The following is a 24,319-nucleotide window of genomic DNA, read 5'->3' on the forward strand; positions in this document are numbered from 1 at the left end:
GCCAGGAACGCTAGGTCCCGCGCGGCTTGGCGCGGGCGGTGGCGGCGGCGAGCAGCGGGTTTTCAGGCCAGACATGCCGGGGGTAGCGGCCGCGCATGTCGGCGCGCACGTCGGCCCAGGAGCCGCGCCAGAAACCGGGCAGGTCGCGTGTCGTCTGGATCGGCCGGTGCGCCGGCGACAGGAGTTCGAGCGTCAGCGGCACGGTGCCATTGGCGATGGCAGGATGGCGGTCGAGGCCGAACAGTTCCTGCACGCGAACCGCCAGCACCGGCCATTCGCCTTCATAGCGGATCGGCACGTGGCTGCCCGACGGGACATCGAAATGGGTGGGCGCCAGCGTATCGATCCTGCGCTGCAAGTCGTGCGGCACGAGCGCGGCGAGCCCTGCCGAGACAATACCCGGATCGATGGCGGCAAAGGATGCCGCGCCGGACAGGAACGGCAGCAGCCAGTCGTCGAGGCGATCGAGAAGGGCTGCATCGGCCATATCGGGCCATGGCGGGCCAAGACCGCGATGCAACCAGGACAGCCGCTGGCGCAGCGTCTGCGCCTCCTTGCTCCAGGTGAGCAGCGAAAGCCCATGCTCGCGCAAGGCGTCGAGAATGGCACGATCGGCGTCCGCGCCGGTTGGAGGCGGCAGCATGCGCTCGGACAGGGCAATGGCGCCGAGGCGCACCGTTTCGCGCATGCGCACGGCGCGGCGGTCGCGGTCGAAGCTCGTTTGCCTGCGGGTCTCGATCCTGTCCGCCAGCGTGGCGCGGATATCGTCCTCGCTGATGGCGGCGGCCGCCGTGATACGGGCATTCTGCGCCTTGCCCTGCAAATCGGCGACGACCAGAAACGGCTCGCCCGCCAGCGGGTCGGCGGCGTCGAGCATGGCGCCGGAACCGTTGGCCAGAACGAAGCGGCCGCGCTCGCCGCGTGCCTTCGCCACCCGGTCCGGCCAGGCATGGATGAGCAGGGCGCCGGCACCCTCCCCCTTGTGGGGAGGGTCGGCGAGCGAGCCTTGCACAGCAAGGCGAGGGAGACGGGGTGGGGGTGCCGCGCTCAGCCTGCCCCCACCCCGCTCCGCTTCGCGGATCGACCCTCCCCACAAGGGGGAGGGTGAAGGAGAGGCTGCCTGCCTCGCCAGCCGCTCGGCGAGCTGCCGCGCGGCGGTCGCGCGCGGCGATCGTTCAGACCGAAACCGCATCAGCCGCCGTTCGAGATCAGCACCTTCGCCGCCAAGCCCACGCTCGGTGAGCAGCACGGCAAGCATGGCCGCCTCGTCGGCATGGCCGCTCCGGGCTGCCTCGGCAACCATATGCGCCAGCCGCACGGGCAGGGCGAGCTTACGCATCGCCATGCCCGCTTCCGTCAGGCGTCCCGCCTCGTCGACGGCATCCAGCGCGCGCAGCAGCGCCCTTGCCTCGTTGAGCGCCGGAGCCGGCGGCGGATCGAGGAAGGCGAGTGCCGTCGGATCGGCGACGCCGAAGGCGGCGCAGTCTAGCAGCAGGCCGGACAGGTCCGCCTCGAGGATCTCCGGCGGCGTGAAGGCGGGGAGTGCAGCCGTCTGCTCGGCGCGCCACAGCCGGATGGCGACACCAGCTTGCGTGCGCCCGGCACGACCGGCGCGCTGGTCGGCCGAAGCCTTGCTGACGCGCACGGTTTCCAGCCGGGTGAGGCCGCTGGCCGGCTCGTAGCGCGGCAGCCGCGACAGGCCGGAATCGATGACGACGCGCACACCGTCGATGGTGATCGACGTCTCGGCGATCGAGGTGGCCAGCACCACCTTGCGGCGGCCGGCCGGCGCCGGCTTGATCGCCGCGTCCTGCGCCTTGCCGTCGAGCATGCCGTAGAGCGGCACGATGTCGGTGCCGGCCCCGACCTTGTCCGCCAGCCGCTCGGCGGTGCGCTCGATCTCGCGCTGGCCGGGCAGGAAGGCGAGCACACTGCCGCTCTCGTCGGCGAGCGCCGAGCGGATCGCCTTGGCCATGGCGTCCTCGATGGTGGCGCCGGCCGGCCGTTCGTCGTAGCGGACATCGACAGGGAAGGCGCGGCCCTCGCTTTCGATCACTGGCGCGCCCGACAGCAGTTTCGCGACACGCGCGCCATCGAGCGTCGCCGACATCACCAGCAGCCGCAGATCCGGCCGCAGCGCCCCTTGCACGTCGAGCGCCAGAGCGAGGCCGAAATCGCCATCGAGCGAACGCTCGTGGAATTCGTCGAAGATCACCGCCGAGACGCCGGGCAGTTCGGGATCGTCGAGGATCATGCGCGCCAGCACGCCTTCGGTGACGACGAGAATTCTTGTCCGGGCCGAGGTGCGGTTTTCCATGCGCATGGCGTAGCCTACGGTGGCGCCGGGTTCCTCGCCGATGAGTTCGGCCATGCGGCGGGCGGCGGCGCGGGCGGCGAGCCGGCGCGGTTCGAGCAAAACGATCTTGCCGACACCCAGCCACGGCGCGTCGAGCAGCGCCAGGGGCACCAGCGTTGTCTTGCCGGCGCCCGGCGGCGCCACCAGCACAGCGCTGTTGCCATGGCCAAGCGCCTCACTCAGAGCCGGCAGCACGGCGGATACCGGAAGCTCCGGCAAGGGGTTTGTCGTCATCGGTCCAGGAATGCGTTCATCCAATCGCGGCAGGCCCGCCTCGCCCGCATATCAGCGGTCGCGGTGACCTTGCAACTCATGGGATCGCGGCCGGTTCAAAGCCGGGTCCTGGAAAACGGATTCCAGCGCACCGTGCCCAGCCGCGCTTCCTCGCGCACCATGGTCAGCAGGCCGGAGCCGCCGACGACCGCGAGCCCGACCAGGGACAGCCAGTCAGGATACTCCTGGAAGAACAGCGCACCGAGGATCACCGCCCAGACGATCTGCGAATAATGCGTCGGCGCGACCCGGTTGGCGGGCGCGTATTTGACGGCCAGCAACTGCAGCAATTGTCCACAGGCGGTGAAGGCGCCTGCCATCACCAGCCACATAAGCTGTTTTCCGTCGGGAACCGTGAAGGACGTGGCGGCGGCACCGATGCCGTTGAACAGCAGCCCATAGCCGATCAGCACGCCCAGCATGGTCGTGCGCTTTTCCTGCTGTGCGAGCGAGCGCATCAGGATGACGCTGGTGGCGGCGAGGAAGGCAACGCCGAAGGCGGCAAGATGGCCGAGATTGAGCTCGCGAAAGCCCGGGCGCACCACCAGCATGACGCCGGCGAAGCCGGCTACCACCGCCAGCCAGCGCCACGGCCCGACCTTCTCCTTGAGGATGACCGTGGAGAGGATGGTGACGCACAGCGGCGCCAGGAAGACCAGCGCATAGACCTCCGCCAGCGGAATCGTGGTGAAGGCGTAGACGCTGAGCACGCCCGAGGCGATGCCCGTCCAGGCTCGGGCCTGCACAGCCCAGGGACGACTGGTGCGCCAGAAATCGCGCCAGCGCTCGTGTGCCGGCCGCGCGAAGAAGAGAAAACAGCCGGCAAACAAGGTCGAGAAGAAGCCGATCTCGAAGACCGTGAATTGTCCGCCCAGGCTTTTGACAACGGCGTCGCTGCCCGAATAGCTTGCGTAGGCGATCAGGGCGAGCAGGATTCCGTTCGTCACGTTTTTCCATTTCCGGGGAGAGAGTAGCGTGAAAATACTGGCTCTCGGCGCGCATCCGGACGACATCGAGATCTTCATGTTCGGTACGATGGCAGCCTATGCCGCGCAAGGCGCAGAACTCACTTTTGCCATAGCCACGGATGGCGCCAGGGGCGGCAAGGGTGATCCCGGCGCGCTTGCCCGGGCGCGCCGGCAGGAGGCGGCCCAAGCAGCGGCCCTGCTTGGTGCCGCGCCACGCTTCCTCGACTTCCCGGACGGCGCGCTGGTGGCCGACGCGGCACTCATCGCGGCGCTGAAGACGCTGATCGGCGAGATCGGCCCGGATCTCGCGATCACCCACGCGCCGAACGACTACCACGGCGACCACCGCGCGTTGTCGGATGGCGTGCGCATCGCCGCCTCGTTCGCGGTGCCGGTGCTGCATGCCGACACGCTCGGCGGCACCGGTTTTTCACCGACGCACTATGTCGATATTTCCGCGCATGCCGCCGTCAAGGCAAAGGCGATCCGCATGCACCAGTCGCAGGACCCGGAGCGCTTCGTCGACGCGGCGCGAACGCAGAACGCCTTTCGGTCCGGTCAGTGCAACGGTGCGCAAGGCGCGCTGGCCGAAGCGTATCGCTTCGAGCCGACGTTCCCCTTCGCCGACATCCGTGCCCTGCTGCCGCCGGCGCCGCCGATCCGGACGGTGATGGTCAGCACCAGACGGGTCGACTGAGCAAATTCCAGGTAAAGTGTGAAACGGTTTTCCCGGGAAAAGCGCACAGCGCTTTCCCTTGGGAATTGCGTCAAGACAGAGAACCGAAACGACCTTCAGGTCTGCTCGGGATCGACCTGCCCGGCTCCCCACAGCCCACAGGGACCGACCAGCGATCCGCACTTTTTCCAACGTTTTCAGACACCGGCGCCGGCATGCTGCGGCGCAGCAACGAATTCGCTTGCCTTGTTTAGTAAAAATTGCATCACTAAACAAATTACTAAACATCTGCCGCGCTCCGGCGCCGCCATGTTTAGGCCCCTGAGGAGAGGGGTTGAGGGCTCTTGAAACCGTCATCCGGGCGCGTTTCGCAAATGGGAGGAAGGCATGAAATCGAGCTTGAAAATGGCGTTGGGACTGGCCTCGGCGATGGTTGCGTCGACAGCGGTCTCGAACGTCGCGCACGCTGAAGACCTGACGCTTTGCTGGGCCGCCTGGGACCCGGCCAACGCGCTTGTCGAACTGTCCAAGGACTTCACCAAGGAAACCGGCATCGGCATGAAATTCGAATTCGTGCCGTGGACCAACTACGCCGATCGCTTTCTCAACGAGCTGAACTCGCACGGCAAGCTGTGCGACCTCATCATCGGCGACAGCCAGTGGATCGGCGGCGCCGCCGAGAACGGCCACTACGTCAAGCTGAACGACTTCTTCGACAAGGAGAAGATCAGCATGGACGACTTCGTGCCGGCAACGGTCGTCGGCTATTCGGAATGGCCGAAGAACACGCCGAACTATTGGGCGCTGCCGGCGATGGGCGACGTCGTCGGCTGGACCTATCGCAAGGACTGGTTCTCCAAGCCGGAGCTGCAGAAGGAATTCAAGGAGAAATACGGCTGGGATCTCGGCCCGCCGGCGACCTTCGACCGGTTGAAGCAGATCGCCGAATTCTTCCAGAAGCGGCAGATCGACGGCAAGACCGTCTATGGCGCCTCGATCTACACCGAGCGCGGCTCGGAAGGCATCACCATGGGCGCCATGGACGTGCTCTACAGCTACGGCTTCCAGTACGAGAACCCCAAGAAGCCCTACGAGATGGAAGGCTACGTCAACTCCGACAAGTCGGTGAAGGGCCTGGAGTTCTACAAGGCGCTCTATGATTGCTGCACCCCGCCGGGCGCCTCGAACAGCTACATGGGCGAAGGCGTCGATGCCTTCAAATCCGGCCAGGTGGCGATGCACATGAACTTTGCCTTCACGTGGCCGGGCCTACAGAAGGACGAGAATGTCGGCGGCGACAAGATCGGCTACTTCGTCAACCCCAAGGGGCCTGACGGCGACCAGTTCGCCCAGCTCGGCGGCCAGGGTATCTCGGTGGTGTCCTATTCCGACAAGCAGGAATCGGCGCTGAAATACATCAAGTGGTTCGCCAACAAGGACGTCCAGGCCAAGTGGTGGTCGCTCGGCGGATATTCATGCCTCAACGCGGTGGTAAAGGACCCGAAGTTCCCGGCCAGCCAGCCCTACGCGCAGACCTTCCTCGACTCGATGGCCATCGTGAAGGACTTCTGGGCCGAGCCGAGCTACGCGCCGCTGCTGCAGGCCTCGCAGAAGCGCTTCCATGACTATGTCGTCGCCGGCCAGGGTTCGGCCAAGGATGCACTCGACGGCCTGGTCAAAGACTGGACCCAGGTCTTCCAGGACGATGGCAAAATGTAACCGGGGCAAGATGTAACCGGCTCCTCCCGAGCTAGGCCGAAGCGTCCCGTGCCGCCCTTGGCACGGGACGCAGTTCAGATAAATTCATGACAGAGACGACCCAAGTGACCGAAGCAGGACTGACCATGCTCAATCGGACCGCGGAGAACGTTGCCCGGGCGACCCCGGAACCGTTGGCCCGCAAGGTCCGGGGCATCAGCGACAAGGGACTCGCCTGGCTGTTCATCTCGCCGACGATCCTGTTGCTGCTCGCCATCAACATCTTTCCGCTGTTCTGGGCGATCTATCTGTCGTTCACCAATTACCGCGCCAACCGGCCCAACGAGGTGGTGAAGAATCTCGGCTTCGCCAACTATCAGCGCATCCTCGGCGACCAGGACATCTGGATCGCCATGCAGACGACGGCGCATTTCGTGTTCTGGACCATCCTCTTGCAGACGCTGATCGGCTTCACGCTGGCCTGGCTGATCGACAGGAAATTCCGTGGCCATGCCTTCTGGACGACGCTGATCCTGGTGCCGATGATGCTGTCGCCGGCGGTGGTCGGCAATTTCTGGCGCTTCCTCTACGAGCCGCAGATCGGCCTGTTCGCCTATGCCATCTCCTTCGTGTCAGGCATTCCGCCGACGAATATCCAGATGCTCTCCAACGTCTCGCTGGCGCCGTGGTCGATCATCATCGTCGACACCTGGATGTGGACACCTTACGTGATGCTGATCTGCCTCGCCGGCTTACGTTCGATCCCCGAATACATCTATGAGGCGGCCGAGGTCGACCGCGCCTCGAACTGGCGGCAGTTCTGGTCGATCACGCTGCCGATGGCGCTGCCCTTCATCATGCTGGCGGTGCTGTTTCGCGGCATCGAGAACTTCAAGATGTTCGACATGGTCAATCTGTTGACCGGCGGTGGGCCGGGCTCGACCACCGAGGTCGCCTCGATCACGCTGAAGCGGCAGGCTTTCGAGAGCTGGCGCACCGGCTATTCCTCGGCCTTCGCCATCATCCTGTTCGTCGCCGTGTTCGGGCTGGCCAACATCTACGTCAAGGCGCTCAACAAGGTGAAGCAGAGATGAGCCTGACCACTGCCCACTCGGTCGTCGCACCCTCTGCGAATTCGAAGCGGATCGCCGGCGCGATCATCATTGCCTATGCACTGATCTCGATCGTGCCGCTGCTGTGGATCTTCGCCACCAGCTTCAAGACCCCGCCGGATTCGATCGCCTATCCGCCCAAGATCCTGTTCCAGCCGAGCCTCGAAGGCTACTGCAATTTGTTCACGACGCGGACGCGGCAGACACCGGAATACATCAACTCGCTGGGCCCGGCGACGAGCTTCTGCGACGAGACCACGCGCAAGCGCAACATGGTCATCGCCGGTCCGTCCAACTTCGTGCCGCGCTTCGTCAATTCGCTGATCATCGCCTTCGGTTCGACCTTCTGTGCCGTCTTCCTCGGCACGCTGTCGGCCTATGGCTTCTCGCGCTTCAAGGTGCCGCTGGCCGACGACCTTCTGTTCTTCATCCTGTCGACGCGCATGATGCCGCCGATAGCCGTCGCCATTCCGATCTACCTGATGTACCGCGAGCTCGGCCTGTCCGACACCGCGCTCGGCATGATCCTGCTCTACACGGCGGTCAACGTGTCGCTGGCGGTCTGGCTGCTCAAAGGCTTCATCGACGAGATTCCGCGCGAATATGAGGAAGCGGCGATGATCGACGGCTATACGCGGCTGCAGGCCTTCTGGCGCACCGTGCTGCCTCAGGCGACGACCGGCATTGCCGCGACCGCGATCTTCTGCCTGATCTTCGCCTGGAACGAATATGCCTTCGCCGCCCTCTTGACCTCCGGCACGGCGCAGACCGCGCCGCCGTTCATCCCGACCATCATCGGCGAAGGCGGCCAGGACTGGCCGGCCGTGGCTGCCGGCACGACGATCTTCCTGGTGCCGATCCTTGTCTTCACCATCCTGCTTCGCAAGCAGCTGCTGCGCGGCATCACCTTCGGCGCGGTGCGCAAATGAGCATGACCAATCCCGTTAAACGCAAATCGCGCTGGCCGGTCTGGGCCAGGCGCGGCCTGATGGAAAACATCGCGACGGCGCTGATCGCCATCGGCTTCCTGATGCTGTTCCAGCCCTTCGCGCTGTCGCTCTACACCTATTCCTTCATCACCATGCTCGCCGGCACCGTGATGTTCATCATCGTCTCGAAATTTCCGGAGTAGGTGATGGCCGAGATTCGTGTTCAGCATCTGAGAAAGGCCTTCGGCGATTTCGTCGCCGTGCAGGATTCCAACTTCGTCGTCGAGGATGGCGAGTTCTTCGTCATGCTCGGGCCTTCGGGCTGCGGCAAGACGACGACCTTGCGCATGATCGCCGGGCTCGAATTGCCGACGGGCGGCGAGATCCTGCTCGGCGGCGAGGACGTCACCATGCGCCGCGCCCGCGAGCGCGATATCGCTTTCGTCTTCCAGCTGTTCGCGCTCTATCCGCACATGAACGTGCGCAAGAACATCGGCTTCCCCTTGCTGGCTCAAGGCATGCCTTCGGCCGAAATCCGCACCCGGGTCGAGGAGACGGCGAAGCTGTTGCGCATCGATCATCTGCTCAACAAATCCGTCTCCGGCCTTGCCGGCGGCGACCGCCAGCGGGTGGCGCTCGGCCGCGCCATCGTGCGGCGGCCAAAATGCTTCCTGATGGATGAACCGCTGGGGACCCTTGATACCGAATTCCGCGATCTGATGGTCCATGAGTTGCGCGAGTTGCACAACCGCATCCACGCCACCACCGTCTATGTCACGCATGACCAGATGGAAGCGATGTCGATGGCCGACAAGATCGCGGTGATGAACCATGGCGTCATCGAACAGTTCGGCACGCCGCGTGAGATCTACGATCGTCCGGCAACCATGTTCGTCGCCGACTTCATCGGCTCGCCGCCGATGAATTTCCTGAGATTTGGCGGCGGATTGGCAAAGGGCGCCAGGGAGATCGTCGTCCAGGGCGCGAAGGTCGTGGTGCCGGAAGTGCGCGAGGATATCGCGCCCGGCGACATGGCGCTCGGCATCCGGCCGGAACATATCCGCTTCGACGATGCCTCCAGGCTGCGCGGCGCCATCTACGGCACCGAATATCTCGGCACCACGCAGATCGTCGCGGTGGAGACAGCGGACGGCATCATCAAGGCACGCGTGCCGGCCGAGATCCGCCTCGCCACCGGCGATCATGTCGGCCTGGCGCTGAGCAGCGCCCGCCTGTCGCTGTTCGAGAAGGGATCCGGCCGCGCGGTGAGGACCGCGATCCACGATGTGGCCTCGGAGCGGAGAGCACAGCATGGCTGAGGTGCACATCAGAAACGTGACCAAGAGCTTCGGCGACCATGTCGCCGTCAACGATCTCGACCTGCATATCGCCGATGGCGAATTCGTCGTGCTGCTCGGGCCGACCGGGGCCGGCAAGACCACGACGCTGCGGCTGATCGCCGGGCTGGAGCGGCCGAACGCCGGCACGATTCGCATTGGCGGCCACGATGCCACGACGCTGTCGCCGGCCGAGCGCGACACCGCTTTCGTGTTCCAGCAATATTCGCTCTACCCGCATCTGTCGGTGTTCGACAATCTTGCCTTCCCGCTGCGCTCGCCGGCGCGAAAAATGCCGGAAGACCAGATCCGCCGCCGGGTCGAGGAGGTGGCGAAGATGGTGCGCATCCATCACAAGCTCGCCAACCGCTCGACCAAGCTGTCGGGCGGCGAAATGCAGCGCGTCGCCATCGGCCGCGCGCTGGTGCGCAAGCCGGCCATCTATCTGATGGACGAGCCGCTGTCGTCGCTCGACGCCAAGCTGCGCGCTGATCTGCGGCTCGAACTGAAGCGCATCCAGTCCGAACTCGGCGCCACCATGCTCTACGTCACCCACGACCAGATCGAGGCGATGACCATGGCCGACCGCATCGGGATCCTCGCCGATGGCGTGCTGGTGCAGATCGGCACGCCGAGGACGATCTATTCCGAGCCGGCAAACCTGCATGTCGCGGCGAGGCTCGGCCAGCCGGCGATCAATCTGCTGCCCGCCGGTCTGCTGCCTGACGGCGGCGCGCCGGCAGGAACGAAGACAATCGGCGCGCGCACCGAACATCTGTCGATCGGCAAGGCCGCCAATGGCCATGCCGACGGTGTTGTCGACTGGGTCGAGCATCTCGGCGACCAGAACCACCTGCATGTGACGGTGGGTTCCAGGAAGCTTGTGACGCTGACCGATCCCGACACGGATCTGGCACAGGGCGACAAAGTGGTGATCCGCTACCGGTCGCCGCTCTATTTTGGTGCCGACGGACAAAGGCTGATGTGAACGGTTTTCGGTGTTCCCCTGACAAGGGTTCGACACCGGCTTCTGATTGACGAATGGAACTGGACGAATTCGATGAAGCACTTTTTCAATCGCAGGGAAACGATCGTCACCGAGGCGCTGGATGGCCTGCTGCGGACCATCGGCGCCGGCGACCTCGCGCGTCTCGACGGCTATCCCGAGATCAAGGTCATCCTGCGCGCCGATTGGGACAGGACGAAAGTCAGCGTCGTTTCCGGCGGCGGCGCCGGGCACGAGCCGTCGCACGCCGGCTTCGTCGGCAAGGGTATGCTGACGGCGGCGGTCTCGGGCGAGATCTTTGCCTCGCCCAGCGTGGAGGCGGTGCTGGCGGCCATTCGCGCGGTCACCGGCCCGGCCGGCTGCCTGTTGATCGTCAAGAACTACACCGGCGACCGCCTCAATTTCGGCCTGGCCGCCGAGAAGGCGCGCGCCGAAGGTTTTCGTGTCGAGATGGTGATCGTCGCCGACGATATAGCTTTGCCGGATATCAACCAGCCGCGCGGCGTTGCCGGCACCTTGTTCGTGCACAAGATATCAGGCCATCTGTCGGAAGCCGGCCACGACCTGGCCGACATCGCGGCGGCGGCGCGCGCGGCGGCAACGGACATCGTTTCACTCGGCATGTCGCTGTCGTCCTGTTCGATCCCGGGCCAACCTCATGAAGACAGGTTTGGCGCGGACGATGGCGAGCTCGGTCTCGGCATTCACGGCGAACCGGGTGTCGAGCGCATCGCCGTGCAAAGCGTCGACAGGCTGGTCGCGATCATGGCGGAGCGCCTCGCGGCGGAGCTCGACCCGAAAGCCAGCTATGCCTTGCTGATCAACAATCTCGGTTCCGTCCCTCCGCTCGAAATGTCGCTTGTCGCCAATGCCGTGCTTGCCTCGCCGCTCGCTCGGACAGTCAAGCTGACGATCGGCCCTGGACCGCTGATGACGGCGCTCAACATGAACGGCTTCTCGCTGTCGCTGATCCGGCTCGATGCAGCGCGCGAGGCGGCGCTGCGCGCGCCCGTCGGCCCGCACGCCTGGATGCCGGCCAAGCCCGTTGTCGCGCCTTCCGTCATGCCGCTGGCGAAACCCGCCACCGAGAGCGCGGCCCGCAAGCCCAGTCAGGATGCACGCAGCAGGCGCCTTGTAGTAGCCATCTGCGAAAGGCTGATCTCGCTCGAAGCCACCTTGAACGGGCTGGACGCCAAGGCTGGCGATGGCGACACCGGCTCGACGGTAGCGACCGGCGCGCGCAGTGTCCTCGACCGGCTGGATACGCTGCCGCTTGCCGACCCCGCCGCAACCCTCGGCGCGGTCGGCGACATTCTGAGCGCATCCATGGGCGGCTCCAGCGGCGTGCTGCTGTCGATCTTCTTCACGGCGGCGGCGCAGGCTCTGGACGGCGGTGCCAGCATGGCCAAGGCGCTGCTTGCGGGCCTCGAACGGATGACCTTCTACGGTGGTGCGAGAATTGGCGATCGCACCATGGTCGATGCCCTGGAGCCAGCGCTCAAAGCGCTCAACGCCAAGGGGCTGGAGGAGGCGGCAACCGCTGCCCGAGGCGGCGCCGAGGCCACCGCCGCGATGGACAAGGCGAAGGCCGGGCGGTCCGCCTATGTCGGCAGCAAGCTGCAGGGCGTGGTCGACCCCGGTGCCCATGCCGTGGCCGAGGTCTTCGCGGCCGTCGCCGCACTGCATGCAGCGGCCTGACGCATGCTTCAGTTGTCGAGTGACAGTTCTTTCGATACTGCCGGCGGGATGGAAACCGGGAATTTGGGCGACATGGCGAGGTTGAACCTTTCCAGGCTGATCACGGCCGCCGCGGATACGATTGCCGCTCATGCCGAGGAGTTGACGGCGCTCGACCAGGCGATCGGCGACGGCGACCACGGGCTGAACATGAAGCGTGGCTTCGAGGCCGTGCGCAGCGAGGCGGAAGCGTTTTCGACCAAGCCGCTGCCCGAGGCCCTGAAGGCGATTGGCACCAAGCTGGTGATGACGGTCGGCGGCGCTTCAGGTCCCTTGTTCGGCACCCTTTTCATGGCGCTCGGCAAGGAGATTTCCGCCGCGCCCGATCGCGCCAATCTGACGACGGCTTTTGGCAAGGCGATCGAAGCGGTGGCGGCGCGAGGCAAATCGCAAGTTGGACAGAAGACAATGCTCGACGTGCTGCAGCCCGTGCATGACGCTTTGCGGCAGGGAAGAGCCCCCTCTGAAATCGCCGATATCGCCGACGCGGCCGCCGAGGCAACCGTGCCATTGAAGGCCCTGCGTGGCCGCGCATCGTTCCTCGGCGACCGTTCGATCGGTCATATGGACGCCGGCGCGCGCTCAACCGCGCTGCTGGTGCGGACAGTGGCGAAAACCGTCGGGGAAAGCGCATGAGCAATGTCGGTATCGTCATCGTCTCGCATTCGCCGCTGGTCGCCGAGGGCACGGCCGACATGGTGCGGCAGATGGTGGGCGACGAAGTGCCGCTTGCATGGTGCGGCGGAAACGGCCATGGCGGGCTCGGCACCAATGTCGAGGCGATCATGGGTGCCATCGACAAGGCCTGGTCTGAAGCCGGGGTCGCCATCCTCGTCGATCTCGGCGGTGCTGAGACCAACAGCGAAATGGCGGTCGAGATGATCGGCGAGCCGCGTTCGCAGAAGATCATCGTCTGCAACGCGCCGATCGTCGAAGGCGCGGTGATGGCCGCGACCGAGGCTTCCGGCGGCGCCTCGCTGAAGGAAGTGGTGGCGACGGCGCATGAATTGTCGCCGTCGTGAGCGAACGGGAACTTTGAAGACATGTCCGCATCCGCCGAAGCGAGCGTCCTGATCACCCACGAGGTGGGTCTGCACGCGCGTCCTTCGGTGAAGTTCACCAAGCTTGCCAAGACCTTTGCCGCCGACGTGGAAATAGCGCTTGCCGCCAACGGGCCATGGTTCGACGCCAAGAGCATCGTCAAGGTGATGGCGGCCAAGGCGCCGAAGGGCACCGTGCTGCATATCAGGGCCAGCGGCGATGGCGCCGATGATGCCGTCGACGCCCTGGTCGAACTGGTGCGGCGCGATTTCGACGAAGGCGCGGACCATGTCCGGACCGCATAGGCTGCAGGGCATTTCGGCCTCGGCCGGTTATGCCGAGGGTCCGCTCTTCGACCTCGACCGGACTGCCGCATCCTATGTCGGCAAGGCAACAGCCGCTGAAGAGAGAGCCGCGCTCGAGACAGCGATAGGCGCAGCGACCGGCCGGCTCGCTGCGCTGATCGCGGCGAGCGAAGGCGATGCCGCCGACATTCTCGAGTTCCAGCTCGCGATGCTCACGGACGATGCACTGACCGGCCCGGCTTTTTCGCACATTGCCGAGGGTACGGCCGCCGATTCGGCCTGGCGCCGCGCACTCGACGCGGAAATCGCCGGCTACGAAACGTCCGACCAGGATTACTTCCGGGCGCGTGCGGCCGACATCCGCGACATCAGGGATCAGGTGCTGCGGGCGCTGACCGAGGATGGCGATGTCCTGGCCCCGGCTGGCGCCATTCTCTACGGCGAGGACATCGCACCGACACGTTTTCTCGAAACCGACTGGAGTCATGGCGGCGGCATCGCGCTGAAGGCAGGCAGCACGGCCAGCCACGTCGCCATGCTGGCCCGGTCGCGCGGCGTGCCCATGGTTGTCGGGCTTGGGGCGGTTGGCCTTGGCGCTCCGCCAGCCAAACTTGCCGGCACGGCGCTGCTCGACGCCGAGCACGGCGGCATCGTGCTGTCGCCCTCCAGGGCCGAGATCGACGCCTTTCGCCGATCGTCCTCATCATTCTCGGCGCGCCGCGACCTGGCTGGGACTTTCCTGGCCCGGCCGGCGATGACCAAGACCGGCACGGCGGTGCGCGTGCAGGTCAACATCGCCGACCCGTCCGATGTCGACGGCATCGACATCGCGACCTGCGACGGTGTCGGGCTGATGCGCACCGAATTCCTGTTCGGCAAGACGCTGCCGGACGAGGACACGCAGTATCGCGCCTATCGCAAGGTGCTGGAGTGGGCCGGCGAAAAGCCGGTGACGATCCGCACCGTCGATGCCGGCGGCGACAAGCCGGTGCCTGGCTTCACCGTCGAGGAAGGCAATCCGTTCCTCGGCCTGCGCGGGATCAGGCTGTCGCTGGCGCGGCCTGAGGTGTTTCGTGTACAAATCCGTGCGCTGCTGCGCGCCGCTGTCCATGGCAGCCTGAAAGTGATGTTCCCGATGATCGCCGTTGTGGAGGAATACAGGCAGGCCGCGGCAATGTTTGCAGAGGAGCAGGCAACGCTCGCCGCGCGTGGCATCGCGCATGAAATGCCGCCGCTTGGCATCATGGTCGAGGTGCCGTCGGTGGCGATCGCGCCGGAGGCCTTTACTGATGCCGCCTTCTTTTCGATCGGCTCCAATGACCTCACCCAGTATGTCATGGCCGCCGCGCGCGACAATGCCGCCGTGGCGCATCTCAATTCGGTCCGCCATCCGGCGGTGCTGCGGCTTGTCGCTGCCGTGGCCGCGTTTGGCCAGCGCGAAGGAATCCCGGTCAGCCTGTGCGGCGACGCCGGCGGCGATCCCGCCTCGATCCCGTCACTGCTCGAGGCCGGCCTGCGCGATCTTTCCGTCGCTCCGGCTCAACTCGCCATGGCCAAGGCGGCCATCGCGGACGTTTCGGTCTAGGTTCGGCTGGCATGGTCGAAAAGACACCTGAACCCGGTTCCGAAGAGGCGATCCGCGCCTACAAGACGATCCTGTCCCAGGTCATCGACCAGCGGCCGTCCGGCATGCGCCAGCGCCTTGCCGACGCGCTTGGCAAGCACCGCAGTTTCGTCACGCAGATTTCGAGCCCCGCCTATTCGATCCCGATTCCGTCGAAACATTTGCCTTCCATCTTCTCGGTCTGCCATTTCAGCCCGGCCGAGCGTGATCAGTTTCTCGCCGCCTATCACCAGGCGCATCCGGGCAAGATGTCTGTCGCGGCGGGCATGCGCAAGACGCGGCATGTTTCGCTGATCGTGCCGGATTTCGGCGACGACAAGCAGAACGCCGCGCTCGACAGGGCGGTGAATGATTTCATCCAGAAGATCACCAGCATTACCGGCAAAGGCAGCTGATCGCCTATTTCGGGAGGAGACGGCCGTGAAGAAATTTATCAATTCGGTGGACACGGTGCTGACCGAGAGCCTCGACGGTTTCGTCGCCGCCCACGCCGACATCCTCGTGCTCGGCGACGGGCACAAATTCGTCCGCCGCAAGACCTTGCGGCCGGGCAAGGTGGCGCTGATCTCCGGTGGCGGCTCCGGCCACGAGCCGCTGCATGGCGGCTTTGTCGGCCACGGCATGCTGGACGCCGCCTGCCCTGGCCAGGTGTTCACCTCACCGACGCCGGACCAGATGCTGGCGGCGGCTGAGGCCGTCGACACCGGCGCCGGCTGCCTGTTCATCGTCAAGAACTACGAAGGCGACGTGATGAATTTCGACATGGCGGCCGAAATGTCGGAAGGCGTCCTGCAGGTGGTCACCAATGACGATGTCGCCGTCGAGAACTCGTCCTATACGACCGGCCGGCGCGGTGTCGCCGGCACGCTGGTGGTCGAGAAGATCGTCGGCGCGGCCGCCCAGCACGGCATGGCCTTGCCACTGCTGAAGGCGCTGGGCGATCGCGTCAATGGCGTGACCCGCTCGATGGGCGTGGCGCTGACCAGTTGCACGGTGCCGGCCGCCGGCAAGCCGACCTTCGACATCGGCGACGGCGAGATGGAATTCGGCGTCGGCATCCACGGCGAGCCCGGAAGGCGGCGCGACACATTGAAGAGTGCCGATGCCATTGCCGAGGAGATATGCGCGGCGATCCTGGGCGATCTGGGCGACAGGGCGAAAGGCCCGGCGCTGCTGTTCGTCAACGGCTTCGGCGGCACGCCGCAGATGGAGCTCTACCTGATGTACAACAGCGCCCGCCGGATTTTCGAGAAGCACGGCGTGACGATAACCCGCTCGCTGGTCGGCACCTATGTCACTTCACTCGACATGGCCGGCTGCTCGATCACGCTGACCATGCTCGATGACGAGACGACCGGCTGGTGGGATGCGCCCGTCCATACGGCGGCACTGCGGTGGGGCATGTAGAGCAATTCCGGGAAAAGTGTGTAACGGTTTTCCCGGGAAAAGCGCGTAGCGCTTTCCCTTGGGAATTGCGTAAAGCAAATGGGCAGAGCGCTGGCTTCCACCGTGCTTTTCTGCAACCATCCTGGACAATCCCCTTATCCGTAACATTGTCCGGTTGATGCTGCCATCTCTCACCTCCGCCGAAGAAAAGCTCATGCTGCGCTACGCCGATCCGGAGGCCGCGGCAGTCGGGGAAGATTTGTCGGCGAAGACGCTGACGGCGCTGCTCGACAATGCCGAATTCCATGGCGTCCTGCCGATCATGCTGCGCAAGCTCCAGGAGCGTGGCGACGCGCATCTGCCACCGGACGCCGGCTTGCGGGAGAAGCTTGACGACCTGCGCCAGAAGGCGACGATCGCCACCGGCCAGTCGATGCTGCTGCAGTACCATGGCGACCGCATCATGAAGGGCCTCGCCGCGGAAAACATTCCGGCGCGGATCGTCAAGGGACCGGTCTTCGCGCGAAAGCTCTACCGCAATATTTCCGACAGGCCGTTCACCGACATCGACATCCTCGTCGAACCCGCCAACCTGTCGCGGGCAAACCAGGTGATCGCGGCATGCGGCTTCGAGCTTGGCAGCAACGAGGCCGAATCCTATGCGCTGCAGGAATTCAAATGGCTCGAAAAGGAGAATTCGAGCCTGCTGATCGAACTGCATGGCGACCTGGTGCACGATACCGGCATGCGGCGGCGCCTGTCGCTGGGATTCCGGGAACTGCGCGTCATCGACGGCGAGGCATCGGACACACCGGCCGCGCTTTTGACGATCGCCATCGTGCATGCCGCCGGAGGGCACAAGTTCCACCGGCTGCAGCTTTGCGTCGACGTGCTGCAAGGCGTGCGGGCGCTGCGGTCGCCGGAATCGGAAGCCCGCCTGCTCGACGCTGCCCGTATGACCGGCATCGAGCTCGAACTGGCGATCGTGCTCAATGTCACCGGCCAGTTGTTCGGCGAGGGTCGCGCACTTGAGCTCGCCGGGCGGATCAAGCCCGATCTCTCGATAAGGCTGGCCAAGCGGCTGATCACGACGAACACCCTGCTCAGGGTCAATTCTCGGGAGAAGATCGGCTCGCGGTTGCGCCGCGATGCCTTCCGATGGATCCAGCGGCTGGCCAAGGCCAGGCCGTACGCCGCCTGACCGGCTCGATCAGTCCCGTGCTTTCAGGGTATCGCTGATCAGGGCAGCCGCGTCGGCCGGACGCGCGCCCACTTCCAGCCTGAAGGTCGGCACCGACGAGACCAGCCTGCCGATCGTCGCCAGCCGCCGTTTCTGCAGCGGCAGCAGGCCGGTCATGCCGGTGCGGACATTGTCCATCGCCAGCGCCACCATCGCGTCGGTCCGGGCCATGGGCACAAGCCGGGTCTGGCTGTCGACGGACCGCGCGAGGTGGAGAAGTGCCGCCACCGGCCTGGCGGCCGGGCTTTCGATTCGTACAATCTCGCTCAATCGCTCCAGCGAGACGGCTTGTTCGCCATTGCGGTCCCATGAAGGACCGAGGCATGGCGACACCTGCGGGATCATCCGCGCGGTTTTCTGGTGGATCTTGACGTGGCGCGGCAGCCCCCAGGCAAAGGGCCTGGGGGCTGCCGCGTCCAGGATCATGGCATCGTCGGAGCACAGGCCGAAGCCTTGCGTTGCCAGCGCCAGCGACGTCGTGGTCTTGCCGGTGCCGCTCGGGGCGTGGATCAGCACGACGGCGTCTTGGTCCGGCAATGTCAGGCCCGCGGTGTGCAGCATATGCTGGCCGCCGGCGTCGAGCGCGGCGTCGAGCACCAGCATCGATGGCGTCCAGGCGGCTTTCGCATCGGGGCGCATCCGGATTTTAGCCCAGCCTTCCTCACCATTGATCGACACAGTCTGGCGTTCGGGAAGGACAAGATGGACTGTGCCACCGTCTTCGATCATCCGGCAGTAGCCATCCTCAGGGATTTCGCCGTCGAAGACGAGAGATCCATCCGGTGCCTCGTCCAGGACCTCGGCCTCGGTGATATCGAGGCGAAAGTCCGGCTCGACCGGACCTGTGATACGCAGGCTGGCGAGCATCCTGTCGAAGTCCCGCCATAGATCGGGACCCTCGGCCGATATGCCGAGGATCTGGCCGTTGAGGCCATAGCACGCTGAAGGTCTGGTCAAGCGGGACGCACCTTTGTGGCATCGGCATGGTGGCGATAGATCTCGACCATGCCGGGAAGGCTATCACTGACCACCGGCCTGCCATCGAGGCAGACCCAGCAATGCGCCGACATGCGCGGCGCCTGCATCGACTGGGGATCGACGCCGAAGCGGAGCTCCGGATCGAAGCCGGCGAGGCGCAGGAAACGATGGCCGAGCAGACCCTCCCTCAGGCATCTGCGGTCGCGCATCAGCCAGGGATGGCGCACGGTGTGGTTGACGCTGGCGACAATGTAGGCGGACGGCAAGCCGCGATAGGGCGTCGACGAGGCGAGCGGCGCCCATTTGAGCACGTCCTCGAAGCTGCGGTTGCCGATCAGGACCGGCAGCAGCCGCGCGCTCGCCCAGAGATGGCAGCGAAACAGGGCGCGCAGGAGAGGACCGTCAGCCATCATGCGGTACCTTTGGCCATCAAGCGGAACCCTTAGCCATCAAGCGCCTGGGGCGGCGAGGATACCTTCCGAAACCAGATCCATGGCGAGCGCCGCCATGTCCTGATCGAGCGTGCCCTTGTCGACCTCGAACTCCTCGCAAAGCAGGTCGACGATCTGGTCGAGACTGCGCGCGCCATCGACCTTGTCGAGAAAAGCCTCGGTCGTGCCGTTGCACGTATAGAGCTGGCCGCTGCGTGCCAAAAGCACGACCGCTCCGTCGCCGGCATGCTGAACCGAAGCGTCGTCCGCCAGCCGCAAAACAGTTCCAGAGGCAATTTCCATCACGAACCCCACCAAGCCACGCAAACCCCGAAATGAGATAGCGCGGTGGTGGGGCGCTGTCCATTGGCCGACCAGTTTCACCTTCCCTGGCATCGCCCAGCTTGGCCTGCTGCCGCGCATCGATATCGCGCCGCTGCCGGCTCTCGACGGGAATCGTCCCAGAAATAGTCGCGGCAGCAGTGGGTTATCCGTGAGCAGTCCGAGCAGGGCCGTTGCTTTTCTTCCCCTAAGTAAGGTAAAGAAGCCGCGGGTCTTGGGGAGATAGAGTATGCGTTACAATTGGGAGCGGGCTCCGACGAGCTTCGAACGTCATCGGAAAGCCTTGGCGGCAGCGATTTTGATCGCAGGCGGTGTTGGCCTGATGCTTATGGCTCTGCCGCTGTAGAGCAAGCCCAGAAAAAGCGTGAAACCGTTTGCCGTCTGAATTGCGTCAGATCAAGGAGATCGGGCGGTTCGGCGTTTCCGTGAAACGATGAACCGCTTCAGGTCCAATCGACTTTCAGGCCACCGAACAGGACGCTGCTGGGCAGCCGCTGCGTCGCTCGCGCTGGCGCTGCCGGCCGAGACAGCCAGCATAGCGCCGATCGTCAGCGCGAACACCGGTTTTGCCATGGCCGCCCGCGGATGGCGCATTCGTTCACATCCTCCCTGTCACGGCCGCAGTTCGCGACACCATGCATCCGCGGTCAAGACGAGACCGACTCAGACGAAAATGCAGGAGACATCACCGGAAAAAACAGCATAGGCTGTTCACAAGTACGGCAAATCGTTCCTGGGGAGGGTACGGAATGGCTTCACGCTATCACGAGGTCTATGACGGCTGGCAACGCGATCCGGAGAAGTTCTGGGCGGATGCGGCCGTCGCCATCGACTGGTACTCGCCCCATGACAAGGTGTTCGACGCCACGGCAGGGGTCTACGGACGCTGGTTCACCGGTGCGACCTGCAACACCTGCTTCAACGCGGTCGACCGCCACGTCGCGGGCGGGCGCGCCGACCAGATCGCGCTGATCCATGACAGCGCCATCACCGGAACGGTCAGGAAATTCACCTATGCCGAGCTGAAGCGCGAGGTGGTCGCGCTGACCTCGGTGTTGAAGAACCGCGGAATCGGCAAGGGCGACCGCGTCATCATCTACATGCCGATGGTGCCGGAGGCGGCCTTCGCCATGCTTGCCTGCGCCCGCATCGGCGCCGTGCATTCGGTCGTCTTCGGCGGCTTTGCCTCGCATGAGCTTGCCACCCGCATCGACGACGCCAAGCCGAAGCTGATCATTTCGGCCTCCTGCGGCCTGGAGCCGGGCCGTGTGGTGGCCTACAAGCCGCTGCTCGACAAGGCGATCGAGATCTCCAGGCACAAGCCGGACGCCTGCCTGATTCTGCAGCGCGACCAGATGCGCTGCGAATTGAAGAACCATTTCGACATCGACTATGCCGACGCTGTCGCCCGCGAGCGCGCCGCCGGCGCCAATGTCGACTGCGTGCCTGTGCTGGCCACCGATCCGCTCTACATCATCTACACGTCGGGCACGACCGGCCAGCCCAAGGGCATCGTGCGCGACAATGGCGGCCACATGGTCGCGCTGAAGTGGACGATGGAAAACGAGTTCGGCGTCAAGCCGGGCGAAGTGTTCTGGGCGGCCTCCGATGTCGGTTGGGTGGTTGGGCATTCCTACATCGTCTACGGGCCGCTGCTGCATGGCTGCACCAGCGTCCTGTTCGAAGGCAAGCCGATCGGCACCCCCGATGCCGGCACCTACTGGCGGGTGATCGCCGAACACGGCGTCGTCGCATTGTTCACCGCGCCGACGGCGTTTCGGGCCATCAAGGGGCAGGACCCGAAGGGGGAGTTCATTCCCAAATACGACCTTTCGACGTTCCGTACGCTGTTCCTCGCCGGCGAGCGTGCCGACCCCGAAACCATCAAATGGGCGGAGCAGAAGCTGAACGTGCCAGTGATCGACCATTGGTGGCAGACCGAGACCGGTTCGCCGATGACGATCAATCCGGCCGGTCTCGGCCTGTTGCCGGTCAAATACGGCTCGCCCGGCGTGCCGATGCCCGGCTACGACATCCGCGTGCTCGACGATGCCGGTCACGAAGTGCCGCGCGGCACGCTGGGCAATGTGGTGGTCAAGCTGCCGCTGCCGGCCGGCTGCCTGCCGACGCTGTGGAATGCGGACGAGCGTTTTCACCAAGCCTATCTCGACGAGTTCCCCGGCTTCTACAAGACGGCCGACGCCGGCATGATGGACGAGGACGGCTATCTGTTCGTCATGGCCCGCACCGACGACATCATCAATGTAGCCGGCCACCGGCTGTCGACCGGCGCCATGGAGGAGGTGCTCTCGGCGCATCCGGACGTGGCCGAATGTGCCGTCATCGGCATCGCCGACCAGATGAAAGGCCAAATCCCCCTCGGCTTCGTCGTGCTCAATGCCGGCGTCGCGCGCGACATCGGCGCCATCGAGAGCGAGGTGGTGAGGCTGGTGCGCGAGCGGATCGGCCCGGTGGCCGCCCTCAAGATGGTGGTAACGATCAAGCGCCTGCCGAAGACGCGTTCCGGCAAGATCCTGCGCGGCACGATGCAGAAGATCGCCGACAAGGAAGAATGGGCGATGCCGGCGACCATCGACGACCCTGTCATTCTCGACGAGATCACCGCCGCCCTGAAGGAGCGCGGCATCGGGCTTTGAGCAGCCGGCGCGGTTGACAGCGGACCTGCGTGCACAACGCCGCCTCGCGGAAGGCTGTGCCTGGCATCGGTAAGCAATACTTCTATTGTGCAATGCAGCAATGCACCCTACAGTTCATGGTGGGGGGCCATCGACAAGGTTCGCATGGCTCAGCAGAAGATCACATTTGGCGGCGTCGACATCCTGCGGTTTCTCGCCGCCGTGCTGGTCATGGTCTACCACTATGGCTTCTGGGTGTGGGCCTTCCCGGACGGCGTTTCGGCGCGGGCCACGGGCGGCATTGCTCCACATCCGGAAATAGGCGCGTGGGTCGAATCCGGCTGGGTCGGCGTCCAGATATTCTTCGTCATCAGCGGCTTCGTCATCGCCTTCAGCGCCGAGAAGTCGACGCCCCTGCGCTTTTTCGAAGCAAGGGTAAAGCGGCTGGCGCCGGCGGTCTGGATCTGTGCGCCGCTCACCGCAATGGTGCTGTTGATCGTCGGCCTGAGCTGGCCGACCGATGCGGTCATCAGGCTGGTCCGCACTGGCCTGTTTGTCCCCTACGGCCCATGGGTCGACAGCGTCTACTGGACGCTCGGTATCGAGATCGCCTTCTACGCCGTCGTCTGGACCCTGCTGCTGCTCGGCCGCTTCCATCTCATGGAAGTGGTGGCCATCGCGATCGGGCTGACCAGCACGCTTTTCTGGTGCCTCTATTATCCGCTCGACTGGTCGGGCCTCGCCGAAACGCGCTCGCTCGACCTGCTCCTGGTGCATCACGGCGTTTTCTTCGCAACCGGCGTCATACTGTGGCTGATGCGGTTCAAGGCGGTGACGGTCCCTCGCCTTGCCTTCTGCGCCCTGTTCCTGGGCGGCGGCGTGTTGCAGATCGCCAGTTCGGTCGACGTTCATATGCTGAAGGTCGGGCAGCAGATGCCCTTTGCGCCGCCGATCCTCATCTTCCTCGCTGCGATGGGGCTGATGGCGTGGTCGCTGCGGCTCGATCTGTCATGGAGCGGCTGGCGCCGCATCGGCCTGATGACCTATCCGCTCTACCTGCTGCATGACGTCGTCGGCGCCGCGATGCTCGGCGTCCTGGTCCGCGCCGGACTGCCGCATCTCTTGTCGATGGCCGCGGTCGGCGCGACGATGATCGCGGCAAGCTGGCTGGTGGCGACGGAGGCCGAGCCGCGCATCCGGCAGATGCTCGACCACACCGTTTTCCGCTATCGTCTCAAGGCAGCCTGACAGCAATCTGCCGGCAAGGTCGGTCCGGTCGCCGACGCGGCCGCTCAAGCGGTTCGGCGGGACCGCATTTGCGGCCATTGCGGAGTTTTTCGCTTCAGGCATGATACAGACATTCATGCCCTGCGCATGACCGCATGCCTTCGACATCGAGACGCTCCTCCCGTGACCTTTTTCCAGCGAAAACCCCGTATCGCGCAGCGTGTGCGCCTCGACATCGATATGCAGGACACCGTCGTCTACGCCGTCGGCGACGTGCATGGCTGCTACAAGGAACTCCGCTCGCTGGAGCAGAAGATCCTGCTCGATTCGCTGCGTTTCCAGGGCCGCAAGATCATCATCATGCTGGGCGACTATATCGACCGGGGGCTTCAGTCGGCGCGGGTGCTCGATCACCTTCTGGCGCCGCCGCCGAAAGGGTTCCAGCGCATCTGCCTTGCGGGCAACCACGAAGTCGCGATGCTGAACTATCTCGACGGACATCTGTCCCGCGAATCCTGGCTGGCGACGGGCGGCCTGCAAACCCTGTTTTCCTACGGCATCGACCCGGCGCGCCTTGCCCGGCTCTACGAGAACAGCGCACGGATCGACCAGCGCATAAGGGAGGTCATTCCAGCCGATCACGTCAGCTTCCTGCGCGGACTGCCGATCATGGTCCGTTCCAGAAAGTTCGTGTTCGTCCACGCCGGCATCAGACCGGGTGTCGACCTCGCGGCGCAGGCCGACCAGGACCTGCTACACATCCGTTCGGATTTCTTCGAGGCGACGCACCTGCTCGACCGCTGGGTGGTGCACGGGCATACGCCGGTGGACATCCCGAGACTCGAGGGGCGGCGGCTCGGCATCGACACCGCCGCCTTCCAGAGCGGACGTCTGACCGCCGTCAGGATCGCCGACAAACAGGGCCGGCTGATCTTCTCCTGATCAAAGCGCGCCGCGTCGAAGCGGGTTTATGCGACGCGCTTCAAGTCTTTGCTGCCATGCATGTCGTTGGCCCAA

The 24,319-nt window shown here is 64.9% G+C and carries 23 protein-coding genes; 18 read left to right on the plus strand and 5 right to left on the minus strand.

Annotation, left to right across the window (positions count from 1 at the left end; genetic code table 11):
• Positions 1-10: 10 nt before the first annotated feature.
• Both hrpB and NR193_RS01420 read right to left on the minus strand, forming a co-directional pair.
• Positions 11-2,590: an ATP-dependent helicase HrpB gene (hrpB, locus tag NR193_RS01415; protein ID WP_256749106.1), complete on the minus strand. Its 2,580-nt coding sequence runs from the start codon at positions 2,588-2,590 to the stop codon at positions 11-13.
• 95 nt (positions 2,591-2,685) lie between these two features.
• Positions 2,686-3,576 (minus strand): DMT family transporter, encoded by an 891-nt coding sequence (locus tag NR193_RS01420; protein WP_256749107.1) that lies wholly within the window; start codon positions 3,574-3,576, stop codon positions 2,686-2,688.
• A 28-nt stretch (positions 3,577-3,604) separates the two neighbouring features.
• Between NR193_RS01420 and NR193_RS01425 the strand changes: the two genes are divergently transcribed.
• The 15 genes from NR193_RS01425 (at position 3,605) to NR193_RS01495 (ending at position 17,649) form a co-directional block, all read left to right on the plus strand.
• Positions 3,605-4,294 (plus strand): PIG-L deacetylase family protein, encoded by a 690-nt coding sequence (locus NR193_RS01425; RefSeq protein ID WP_256749108.1) that lies wholly within the window; start codon positions 3,605-3,607, stop codon positions 4,292-4,294.
• A gap of 366 nt (positions 4,295-4,660) precedes the next feature.
• Positions 4,661-5,992: an ABC transporter substrate-binding protein gene (locus NR193_RS01430; protein WP_256749109.1), complete on the plus strand. Its 1,332-nt coding sequence runs from the start codon at positions 4,661-4,663 to the stop codon at positions 5,990-5,992.
• 125 nt (positions 5,993-6,117) lie between these two features.
• Positions 6,118-7,065 carry a carbohydrate ABC transporter permease gene (locus NR193_RS01435; protein WP_091581047.1) on the plus strand — a complete coding sequence of 316 codons (948 nt, stop codon included), beginning with the start codon at positions 6,118-6,120 and terminating at the stop codon, positions 7,063-7,065.
• Positions 7,062-8,012 (plus strand): carbohydrate ABC transporter permease, encoded by a 951-nt coding sequence (locus tag NR193_RS01440; protein ID WP_256749110.1) that lies wholly within the window; start codon positions 7,062-7,064, stop codon positions 8,010-8,012. Before NR193_RS01435 ends, NR193_RS01440 begins: the two co-directional genes overlap by 4 nt.
• Positions 8,009-8,215 (plus strand): hypothetical protein, encoded by a 207-nt coding sequence (locus NR193_RS01445; protein WP_256749111.1) that lies wholly within the window; start codon positions 8,009-8,011, stop codon positions 8,213-8,215. The genes NR193_RS01440 and NR193_RS01445 overlap by 4 nt, the downstream gene beginning before the upstream one ends.
• A gap of 3 nt (positions 8,216-8,218) precedes the next feature.
• Entirely contained in the window at positions 8,219-9,331 is a 1,113-nt protein-coding gene (locus tag NR193_RS01450) for an ABC transporter ATP-binding protein (RefSeq protein ID WP_256749112.1), read from the plus strand.
• Positions 9,324-10,337, plus strand: a complete 1,014-nt coding sequence (locus NR193_RS01455) for an ABC transporter ATP-binding protein (RefSeq protein WP_256749113.1) — start codon at positions 9,324-9,326, stop codon at positions 10,335-10,337. Before NR193_RS01450 ends, NR193_RS01455 begins: the two co-directional genes overlap by 8 nt.
• A gap of 72 nt (positions 10,338-10,409) precedes the next feature.
• Positions 10,410-12,053 (plus strand): dihydroxyacetone kinase subunit DhaK, encoded by a 1,644-nt coding sequence (locus NR193_RS01460; RefSeq protein WP_256749114.1) that lies wholly within the window; start codon positions 10,410-10,412, stop codon positions 12,051-12,053.
• Between the two features lie 72 nt (positions 12,054-12,125).
• On the plus strand, positions 12,126-12,728 hold the full coding sequence (dhaL, locus tag NR193_RS01465) for a dihydroxyacetone kinase subunit DhaL (RefSeq protein WP_256749115.1): 603 nt from the start codon (positions 12,126-12,128) through the stop codon (positions 12,726-12,728).
• Positions 12,725-13,114, plus strand: coding sequence for a dihydroxyacetone kinase phosphoryl donor subunit DhaM (gene dhaM / locus NR193_RS01470; RefSeq protein ID WP_027040441.1), 390 nt, complete (start codon positions 12,725-12,727; stop codon positions 13,112-13,114). The genes dhaL and dhaM overlap by 4 nt, the downstream gene beginning before the upstream one ends.
• A gap of 21 nt (positions 13,115-13,135) precedes the next feature.
• Complete coding sequence (locus tag NR193_RS01475) at positions 13,136-13,438, plus strand: HPr family phosphocarrier protein (protein ID WP_091580694.1); 303 nt, start codon at positions 13,136-13,138, stop codon at positions 13,436-13,438.
• Positions 13,422-15,023, plus strand: coding sequence for a phosphoenolpyruvate--protein phosphotransferase (gene ptsP / locus NR193_RS01480; protein ID WP_256749116.1), 1,602 nt, complete (start codon positions 13,422-13,424; stop codon positions 15,021-15,023). Before NR193_RS01475 ends, ptsP begins: the two co-directional genes overlap by 17 nt.
• 11 nt (positions 15,024-15,034) lie before the next feature.
• On the plus strand, positions 15,035-15,457 hold the full coding sequence (locus NR193_RS01485; RefSeq protein ID WP_256749117.1) for a hypothetical protein: 423 nt from the start codon (positions 15,035-15,037) through the stop codon (positions 15,455-15,457).
• Positions 15,458-15,482: 25 nt separating this feature from the next.
• Positions 15,483-16,469 carry a dihydroxyacetone kinase subunit DhaK gene (gene dhaK, locus NR193_RS01490; RefSeq protein WP_256749118.1) on the plus strand — a complete coding sequence of 329 codons (987 nt, stop codon included), beginning with the start codon at positions 15,483-15,485 and terminating at the stop codon, positions 16,467-16,469.
• A gap of 157 nt (positions 16,470-16,626) precedes the next feature.
• Positions 16,627-17,649 carry a nucleotidyltransferase family protein gene (locus NR193_RS01495; RefSeq protein WP_256749119.1) on the plus strand — a complete coding sequence of 341 codons (1,023 nt, stop codon included), beginning with the start codon at positions 16,627-16,629 and terminating at the stop codon, positions 17,647-17,649.
• A 9-nt stretch (positions 17,650-17,658) separates the two neighbouring features.
• Here the strand turns inward: NR193_RS01495 and NR193_RS01500 are convergent, their stop codons facing one another.
• The 3 genes from NR193_RS01500 to NR193_RS01510 are packed head-to-tail and all read right to left on the minus strand — an operon-like array spanning position 17,659 to position 19,400.
• On the minus strand, positions 17,659-18,645 hold the full coding sequence (locus NR193_RS01500; protein WP_256749120.1) for a serine kinase: 987 nt from the start codon (positions 18,643-18,645) through the stop codon (positions 17,659-17,661).
• Complete coding sequence (locus NR193_RS01505; protein ID WP_256749121.1) at positions 18,642-19,076, minus strand: lasso peptide biosynthesis B2 protein; 435 nt, start codon at positions 19,074-19,076, stop codon at positions 18,642-18,644. The genes NR193_RS01500 and NR193_RS01505 overlap by 4 nt, the downstream gene beginning before the upstream one ends.
• Positions 19,077-19,115: 39 nt before the next feature.
• On the minus strand, positions 19,116-19,400 hold the full coding sequence (locus NR193_RS01510; protein ID WP_256749122.1) for a PqqD family protein: 285 nt from the start codon (positions 19,398-19,400) through the stop codon (positions 19,116-19,118).
• Positions 19,401-20,188: 788 nt separating this feature from the next.
• Between NR193_RS01510 and NR193_RS01515 the strand changes: the two genes are divergently transcribed.
• From NR193_RS01515 to NR193_RS01525, 3 genes are all read left to right on the plus strand, one after another.
• On the plus strand, positions 20,189-22,096 hold the full coding sequence (locus tag NR193_RS01515; protein ID WP_256749123.1) for a propionyl-CoA synthetase: 1,908 nt from the start codon (positions 20,189-20,191) through the stop codon (positions 22,094-22,096).
• Between the two features lie 144 nt (positions 22,097-22,240).
• Positions 22,241-23,323, plus strand: coding sequence for an acyltransferase (locus NR193_RS01520; RefSeq protein ID WP_256749124.1), 1,083 nt, complete (start codon positions 22,241-22,243; stop codon positions 23,321-23,323).
• A 162-nt stretch (positions 23,324-23,485) separates the two neighbouring features.
• Positions 23,486-24,244 carry a metallophosphoesterase family protein gene (locus NR193_RS01525; RefSeq protein ID WP_256749125.1) on the plus strand — a complete coding sequence of 253 codons (759 nt, stop codon included), beginning with the start codon at positions 23,486-23,488 and terminating at the stop codon, positions 24,242-24,244.
• The last annotated feature ends 75 nt before the right edge of the window (positions 24,245-24,319 follow it).

The sequence above is a fragment of the Mesorhizobium sp. Mes31 genome (assembly GCF_024519675.1).
In the GTDB taxonomy this organism is placed as follows: domain Bacteria; phylum Pseudomonadota; class Alphaproteobacteria; order Rhizobiales; family Rhizobiaceae; genus Mesorhizobium.

Coding starts and splice junctions, on each gene's coding strand:
- hrpB (WP_256749106.1), bottom strand. CDS start 2,590: ATGACGACAAACCCCTTGCCGGAGCTTCCGGTATCCGCCGTGCTGCCG.
- NR193_RS01430 (WP_256749109.1), top strand. CDS start 4,661: ATGAAATCGAGCTTGAAAATGGCGTTGGGACTGGCCTCGGCGATGGTT.
- NR193_RS01435 (WP_091581047.1), top strand. CDS start 6,118: ATGCTCAATCGGACCGCGGAGAACGTTGCCCGGGCGACCCCGGAACCG.
- NR193_RS01440 (WP_256749110.1), top strand. CDS start 7,062: ATGAGCCTGACCACTGCCCACTCGGTCGTCGCACCCTCTGCGAATTCG.
- NR193_RS01445 (WP_256749111.1), top strand. CDS start 8,009: ATGAGCATGACCAATCCCGTTAAACGCAAATCGCGCTGGCCGGTCTGG.
- NR193_RS01450 (WP_256749112.1), top strand. CDS start 8,219: ATGGCCGAGATTCGTGTTCAGCATCTGAGAAAGGCCTTCGGCGATTTC.
- NR193_RS01455 (WP_256749113.1), top strand. CDS start 9,324: ATGGCTGAGGTGCACATCAGAAACGTGACCAAGAGCTTCGGCGACCAT.
- NR193_RS01460 (WP_256749114.1), top strand. CDS start 10,410: ATGAAGCACTTTTTCAATCGCAGGGAAACGATCGTCACCGAGGCGCTG.
- dhaL (WP_256749115.1), top strand. CDS start 12,126: ATGGCGAGGTTGAACCTTTCCAGGCTGATCACGGCCGCCGCGGATACG.
- dhaM (WP_027040441.1), top strand. CDS start 12,725: ATGAGCAATGTCGGTATCGTCATCGTCTCGCATTCGCCGCTGGTCGCC.
- NR193_RS01475 (WP_091580694.1), top strand. CDS start 13,136: ATGTCCGCATCCGCCGAAGCGAGCGTCCTGATCACCCACGAGGTGGGT.
- ptsP (WP_256749116.1), top strand. CDS start 13,422: ATGTCCGGACCGCATAGGCTGCAGGGCATTTCGGCCTCGGCCGGTTAT.
- NR193_RS01485 (WP_256749117.1), top strand. CDS start 15,035: ATGGTCGAAAAGACACCTGAACCCGGTTCCGAAGAGGCGATCCGCGCC.
- NR193_RS01495 (WP_256749119.1), top strand. CDS start 16,627: ATGCTGCCATCTCTCACCTCCGCCGAAGAAAAGCTCATGCTGCGCTAC.
- NR193_RS01505 (WP_256749121.1), bottom strand. CDS start 19,076: ATGGCTGACGGTCCTCTCCTGCGCGCCCTGTTTCGCTGCCATCTCTGG.
- NR193_RS01510 (WP_256749122.1), bottom strand. CDS start 19,400: ATGGAAATTGCCTCTGGAACTGTTTTGCGGCTGGCGGACGACGCTTCG.
- NR193_RS01515 (WP_256749123.1), top strand. CDS start 20,189: ATGGCTTCACGCTATCACGAGGTCTATGACGGCTGGCAACGCGATCCG.
- NR193_RS01520 (WP_256749124.1), top strand. CDS start 22,241: ATGGCTCAGCAGAAGATCACATTTGGCGGCGTCGACATCCTGCGGTTT.